The organism is Gemmata sp., from assembly GCF_051859125.1.
Classification (GTDB): Bacteria; Planctomycetota; Planctomycetia; order Gemmatales; family Gemmataceae; genus Gemmata.
The window spans coordinates 1-5,845 of sequence record NZ_JBHYGG010000171.1 but is presented as its reverse complement, the minus strand read 5'-3'; the positions used below and the strand labels follow the sequence as shown (position 1 = coordinate 5,845).

The window sequence follows — 5,845 nt, the reverse complement described above, 5'->3', positions numbered from 1 at the left end:
CGAGGGGTGTGCTGAAACCCTCGCTCGGCGCTCGGGCTCGGACCAGAAGGTACTTTCTGGCGCGCGTCTGTGCCGGCCCCGCTTCCGCCCCGCCGCCCGGTGCGGTACGCTGGACGGCATGACACCTCCCCCGATTCTCGACCGCGAAGAGTACGTCGAGCAGGCGTACTTCTTCCGCTCGCTCCGCGAGCGGATCGCCGACAACCAGGCGGCCCAGGACGTCCTGTCCCGGCTCCACGAGGAGGTGCTGAGCAGCACCCGGCTGCCGTACGCCGTGCAGTTCCTCGCGGCCGAGATGAGGCACAGCGGGCTCCTCGCCAGCGGCCTCTCGAAGATCCCGCACTACTTCACCGCGTTCCAGGCGTTCGTCGTCCAACAGGCCGAGTCCGAGACCTCGCGGTTCTCGATGCCGACGGCGCTGCTCGTGCTCGAGCGCGAGGCCGCGTACCGGGCCGACAAGCCGACGCGGCCCGGCCTGTTCGTGTACCAGTTCGAGTGCCTCGCCCGGAACCGCCTCGGGTACGTCGACGGGTGCGCCGCGGTCGCCGCCGACCCGATGTACGACGCCGACTGGCGGCAGTTCGTCGCCCGGCTCACCCGGCAGATCGGCGACATCGACTTCGCCGACCTCGTGTACCTGCGGTCCGAACTCTACGTGCTGGAGCAGCGGCGGACCGACCCGGCGTTCGTGCCGTCGATGCCGCCGCTGTTCAGCGAGAAGGAGGGGAAGATCGCGAAGGCGAGCCGCAAGCGCGACCCGCTGTACCTGTTCGCGGCGCTCCAGCGGCAACTCGGCTACCCCGAGGTGCCGCGGATCAAGCCCCGCGACGACGCGAGCACGAAGCTGGAGATGCTGGAGGCGAAGGTGCGTCAACTGGAGACCCGGCTGAAGCTCGCCGAGGGCGAGCTCCGCGGGAGCGTGGACCTGAGTCAGTTCGGGAAGCCGGACATCCTCAAGGACGACCCGAACGAGTGACAACGTGCTTGGTGGGGCAGGCATTCTTGCCTGCCTCCGGGCGCGACGGGAGGCAGGCAAGAATGCCTGCCCCACCACACGGCTATACTCCCGTGACCCCGCAAGTCGAGAGCGCTAACCCTCCAGCCTCGTCACGCCGAGGTCGGCTTCCCGCCGGAGATACGGAACGAGTTCATCACCTCGTACAGGTCGCCGCTGACCGCGACCTCGTCGTCCAGGAAGTCCTTGAGCCAAACGAAGTTCATCCGCTGCGCGATCGCGAGGAGCGGGAGCAGGTCGCCGAGGCGGACCCGGACGTCGGGCTCGGCGGGAACCCGCGGCTCGTCTTCTTCGTCGCGCGGCGGGTTGTACAGCTTCAGGTGAGCAACCATGCGAGTACCTCCGTCATTCGAGCAGTACCTATTCACCCTGTCTGATCGACCGCGTGCGCACGCGGCTTCACGCGAACCGGCCGGCCGGTGCCGATTTCCCGCACCGGGCCGCTAAGATGTCAGGGCCGGCGAGAGCTTGCCGGTCGGGCAGGTGGTGCAGGCGGAGCGGTGTCAGGACATGCCGGAAACGTTTGCGATCCTGGGCAGCGGGGGGTGGGGCACCGCCGTTGCGGTTCACCTCGCCCAGCGCCCGGACCACGCGGTCCGGGTCTGGAGCGCGCACCCTGAGGTCGCCCGCCAGATCCGCGACGCCCGTGAGAACGTGCGGCTCCTCCCCGGCGTCCGCATCCCCGAATCCGTTGTGGTGACCGCGGACCCCCGCGAAGCGACCGACGGGGCCGACTGCTGGGTCACCGCGATTCCGACCGCGTTCCTGCGCGACACGCTCGGACGCTTTCGGGGCGTCGGCGGCTCCGCCCCGGTCGTCAGTCTGACGAAGGGGATCGAGGCGGCGACGTTCCGGCGGCCGTCCGAGATCATCTCCGAGGTGCTCGGGGCCGGCCGCGGGGTGGCGGTGCTGAGCGGCCCGAGCCACGCCGAGGAGGTGGCCCGCGGGATGCCGACGTCGCTCGCGGTCGCCGCGGCCGACCTGAACCTCGCGGCGTGGGTGCAGCAGCGGTTCGGCACCGACCGGTTCCGCGTGTACACCAACGGCGACCTCGTCGGCGTCGAACTCGCCGGGGCGCTCAAGAACGTCGTCGGCATCGCGGCCGGGGTGTGCGACGGGCTCGGGTACGGCGACAACGCCAAGGCGGCGCTGCTGACCCGCGGGCTGGTCGAGATGACGCGATTCGGCGTGGCGCACGGTGCGGAACCAGCCACGTTCACCGGCCTCGCAGGGATCGGCGACCTGATGACGACGTGCTTCAGCCCGCACGGCCGCAACCGCCGCGTCGGTTACCGCCTGGGCCGGGGCGAGCCGCTCGCCGCCGTGCTCGCTGGCCCGCAGGTGGCCGAGGGGGTGTACACGAGCAAGAGCGCCCACGACCGCGTCGCACAGATGGGGCTCGACGCGCCGATCATTGCCGCCGTGTACCGCGTGCTCCACGAGGGGCAGGGGCCGCTCGCCGCCGTGCAAGACCTGATGACCCGCCGCCAGAAGCAGGAGCGCGTGTGACCATGCTCTCGATCGCGTTCAAGGAGTGGGCGGCGGTGTGCGGGGCGCTCGCGGCCGGGCGGCAGACGGTGATCCTCCGCAAGGGCGGGATCGCCGAGGCCGGCGGCGTGTTCGCCCCGGAGCACCCCGAGTTCCTCCTGTACCCGACGTTCTTCCACGAGCACCGCGTCGGCGTGAAGCCCGAGTTCGTGCCGCTCTTCGAGGCGGCCGAAGGCGCGCGGCCGGCCGCCGGCACCATCCGGTTCACGCACTTCGCCAGGGTCACCGCCGTGCGGCACCTCACGGGCCTCGACGACGCGCTCGCGCTCGACCCGTTCCACGTCTGGACGCCCGATGTCGTGGTGCAGCGGTTCCACTACCGCACGCCGGGGCTGTTCGCACTCGCGGTCCGCGTGTTCGCCCTCGCGGAGCCGCACGACCGCGTCGAGCGGCCCGAGTACGCCGGCTGCAAGACGTGGGTGGAACTCGCCGAGCCCGTGCCGACCGACTCCGCGACTCCGGTGCTCACCGACGACGAGTTCACAAGGGGGACGCCATGACGGATCGCAAGGTCGCGCTGGTCACCGGCAGCGGGAAGAAGCGGGTCGGGTTCCACGTCGCGGCGGCACTCGCGGCCCGCGGGTACGCACTCGTGATCCACTACCGGAGTTCGGCGGCCGACGCTCAGGAAACGGCCGAGCAGTTCGCCCGCGCCCACGGCGTCCCCGTTCACACCATCAAGGCCGATCTCGCGAGCGAACCCGAGGTGAAGGCGCTCGTCGCCGGCGCGCTCGCCCAGTTCGGCCGCATCGACGTGCTGGTGAACTGCGCCGCGATCTGGGAGCGGAAGCGGCTCGAAGACGTGACCGCCGCGGACGTCCGCGAGCACTTCGAGATCAACACGCTCGGCACCTTCCTCACCTGCCAGCATGCGGGCCTCGCAATGGTCGGGCAGGCGGCCGGCGGGTGCATCGTGAACTTCGGCGACTGGGCCGACGCCCGCCCGTACCCGGGCTACGCCGCGTACTTCCCGAGCAAGGCCGCGATCCCCGGGCTGACGCGCTCGTTCGCGGTCGAACTGGGCACGCGGAACCCCAATGTGCGGGTGAACGCGGTGCTGCCGGGGCCGGTGATGCTCCCGGACGACATGCCCGCCGCCGAGCGCGCCGAGGTCGCCGCCGCGACGCTGGTGAAGCGCGAGGGCACGCCCGAGCACGTCGTGCGGGCGGTGCTGCACTTCATCGACAACGACTTCGTGACCGGCGCGTGCCTCCCCGTGGACGGCGGCCGCACCGTGTTCGCGGGCGGGAACTGATCGCGTCGGAAAGTCCGGTGGTGCGGCCGCGCCGCGCCACTTCGCCCGCCGCCGCACTCTCACAAACTTGCCCGGCCCGTTCCGCCCGGTTAGCCTTCAGGTTGACCCCGCGCCCACACCCGGCGGAGCACCACATGCGTCACGCGGCCTGGATCACAGCCCTCTCGCTCCTCGTCGCCGGGCCGGCCCGCGGGCAGGACGCGAAGCCCGCCGTCGTGGCGAAGCTCGACGGGCACCGCGGCGGCGTCTCGGCCCTCGCGTTCAACCCGAAGGTGCCGGTGATCGCGACCGGGTCGGGCAACGGGGTCGTGCGGCTCTGGGAGGCGAAGAACGGCGACATCATCACCAGGATGGAGGCCGCGAAGCCGACCGGGGCGCGGGTCAACCACCTCGGGTTCTCGGCCGACGGCACGCTCCTCTCGGCCTCCTCGCGGAATGCACTGGTCGTGTGGGACATCGTGCCGCCGAAGCGAGAGGTCTTCGACCCCAAGGGCGGCGACCCGAAGGGCGAGCCCGGCAAGGAGCCGCCGAAGGACACCAAGGACCCGTTCGGGGGCCGGCCGGTGCCCATCGTGTTCGAGGACAGCCTCGGCACCGACGCCGCGAAGGTCGGGGTCGTCACCGGCGACGGCAAGCGGGCGTACCTCTCGTCGGGGGAGGGGGTGCGGGTGACGGTCGGCTCGCGGGTGTTCGCGCCGCGGCTCGGCCTCGACACCAACGACGACCTCAAGGGCGCGTTTGCTCCTTGGGCGGTCGCGGCGATCTCCGATTCCGAGAGCGCGCTCGTCGCGATGTACGGCACGGTGCGGGCCGCCGACAAGAGCGAGCAGCCCGCGCTGGCGCTCGTGGGCCTGGGCGACGCCAGGGTGATCGGCCGCGGGGCCGTGCGGCCGGCGACCGCGGGCCGCACGGCGAGCCTGAGCTTCGCCCCGGACGGCAAGTGGCTCGTGGCGTGCAACGGGGCCGAGGTGATGTACTGGCGGGTGCCCGGGAGCCAGCTCATCGAGGGCGACCCGAAGTTGCTCCCGAACGCGGCGGCGTACACCGCGGCCGCCGGGCCGAACGGCCGCATCGCGTTCGCGTCCGTCCCCGAGGACGGCAAGAAGGTGAAGGTGACGATTGTGGACCTGAGCGGCTCGCAGCCAAAGGTCGTCGCCACATACGCGACGAACTCGGATCGCGTCTCGGCGCTGGCGTTCTCGCAGGACGGCGCGCTGCTCGCCGTCGGCAACGACACCGACGGCGTTGTCGAGTTGTGGGACGTGGCGAAGAAGTGAGGCGAGTGCGTAACGCGGAAGTTGGGCACGGCCTCACGATTCCCAGTGCTTCCGCACCGGGCTACGAACGTCGACCCCCTACGGGGGTGAAGAGGACGAGTCACCGGTTTCGGTTTCCGCCCCGGAGGGGCCGGCGTTCGTAGCCCGGTGCGGAAGCACTGGGATTCATTCCGTCACCCGGCCCGCACCAACCCGAACGCCGCGCCATGGGACTGATCGGCATCGACCTCGGCACCACGTTCTGCGCGGTCGCGGCCCTCGACGACCGCGGCCGGCCCGTCTCCGTTCCGAACCGCGACGGCGACATCCTTACGCCGTCGGCCGTGTACCTCGCGCCGGACGGGTCCGCGGTCGTCGGCCAGCCGGCCCTCGACATGGCGCTCGAACAGCCCGAGCGGGTCGCGACACTTGTGAAGCGACGCATGGGATTACCCGACTACGGCCGTCCCGTCGCGGGTCGCGAGTTCCGGCCCGAGACGCTCTCGGCCGTCATCCTCAAGAAGCTCGCACAGGACGCCGCGGCCCACCTCGGCCCCGTCACCGGCTGCGTCATCACCGTCCCCGCGTACTTCGACGACACCCGCCGCAAGGCGACCATGGACGCCGGCCGCGTCGCCGGGCTGACCGTGCTCGACATCATCGACGAGCCGTCGGCCGCGGCGCTCGCGTACGCGGTCGGCACGGCGAGCGGGGGGGGGGGGCCCCCCCCGGGGGGCCCCGCCCCCGGGGGGGGCCCCCCCCCCCCCGCCC

Annotated in this window: 7 protein-coding genes; 6 read left to right on the top strand and 1 reads right to left on the bottom strand. The window is 71.7% G+C overall.

What is annotated here, in order from left to right; all coding sequences use genetic code 11:
- The first annotated feature begins 118 nt into the window (after positions 1 to 118).
- Positions 119 to 976, top strand: coding sequence for a hypothetical protein (locus ACTIGN_RS15830; RefSeq protein ID WP_439625503.1), 858 nt, complete (start codon positions 119 to 121; stop codon positions 974 to 976).
- Positions 977 to 1,107: 131 nt separating this feature from the next.
- Here ACTIGN_RS15830 and ACTIGN_RS15825 read toward each other — a convergent pair whose 3' ends face one another.
- A complete protein-coding gene (locus ACTIGN_RS15825; RefSeq protein WP_439625501.1) occupies positions 1,108 to 1,347 on the bottom strand; it encodes a hypothetical protein in 240 nt (79 codons plus the stop codon).
- A gap of 178 nt (positions 1,348 to 1,525) precedes the next feature.
- Here ACTIGN_RS15825 and ACTIGN_RS15820 point away from each other — a divergent pair, with 178 nt between their 5' ends.
- The 5 genes from ACTIGN_RS15820 to ACTIGN_RS15800 all read left to right on the top strand — a co-directional run.
- Positions 1,526 to 2,524 carry an NAD(P)H-dependent glycerol-3-phosphate dehydrogenase gene (locus tag ACTIGN_RS15820; protein ID WP_439625499.1) on the top strand — a complete coding sequence of 333 codons (999 nt, stop codon included), beginning with the start codon at positions 1,526 to 1,528 and terminating at the stop codon, positions 2,522 to 2,524.
- Positions 2,525 to 2,526: 2 nt separating this feature from the next.
- A complete protein-coding gene (locus ACTIGN_RS15815) occupies positions 2,527 to 3,063 on the top strand; it encodes a DUF1802 family protein (protein WP_439625505.1) in 537 nt (178 codons plus the stop codon).
- Entirely contained in the window at positions 3,060 to 3,818 is a 759-nt protein-coding gene (locus tag ACTIGN_RS15810; RefSeq protein WP_439625497.1) for an SDR family NAD(P)-dependent oxidoreductase, read from the top strand. Before ACTIGN_RS15815 ends, ACTIGN_RS15810 begins: the two co-directional genes overlap by 4 nt.
- Positions 3,819 to 3,952: 134 nt before the next feature.
- On the top strand, positions 3,953 to 5,095 hold the full coding sequence (locus ACTIGN_RS15805) for a WD40 repeat domain-containing protein (RefSeq protein WP_439625495.1): 1,143 nt from the start codon (positions 3,953 to 3,955) through the stop codon (positions 5,093 to 5,095).
- 206 nt (positions 5,096 to 5,301) lie between these two features.
- Positions 5,302 to 5,845: Hsp70 family protein (locus tag ACTIGN_RS15800; RefSeq protein ID WP_439625493.1), on the top strand; the 544-nt coding region annotated here is incomplete at its 3' end.

Coding starts and splice junctions, on each gene's coding strand:
- ACTIGN_RS15830 (WP_439625503.1), top strand. CDS start 119: ATGACACCTCCCCCGATTCTCGACCGCGAAGAGTACGTCGAGCAGGCG.
- ACTIGN_RS15820 (WP_439625499.1), top strand. CDS start 1,526: ATGCCGGAAACGTTTGCGATCCTGGGCAGCGGGGGGTGGGGCACCGCC.
- ACTIGN_RS15810 (WP_439625497.1), top strand. CDS start 3,060: ATGACGGATCGCAAGGTCGCGCTGGTCACCGGCAGCGGGAAGAAGCGG.
- ACTIGN_RS15815 (WP_439625505.1), top strand. CDS start 2,527: ATGCTCTCGATCGCGTTCAAGGAGTGGGCGGCGGTGTGCGGGGCGCTC.
- ACTIGN_RS15805 (WP_439625495.1), top strand. CDS start 3,953: ATGCGTCACGCGGCCTGGATCACAGCCCTCTCGCTCCTCGTCGCCGGG.
- ACTIGN_RS15825 (WP_439625501.1), bottom strand. CDS start 1,347: ATGGTTGCTCACCTGAAGCTGTACAACCCGCCGCGCGACGAAGAAGAC.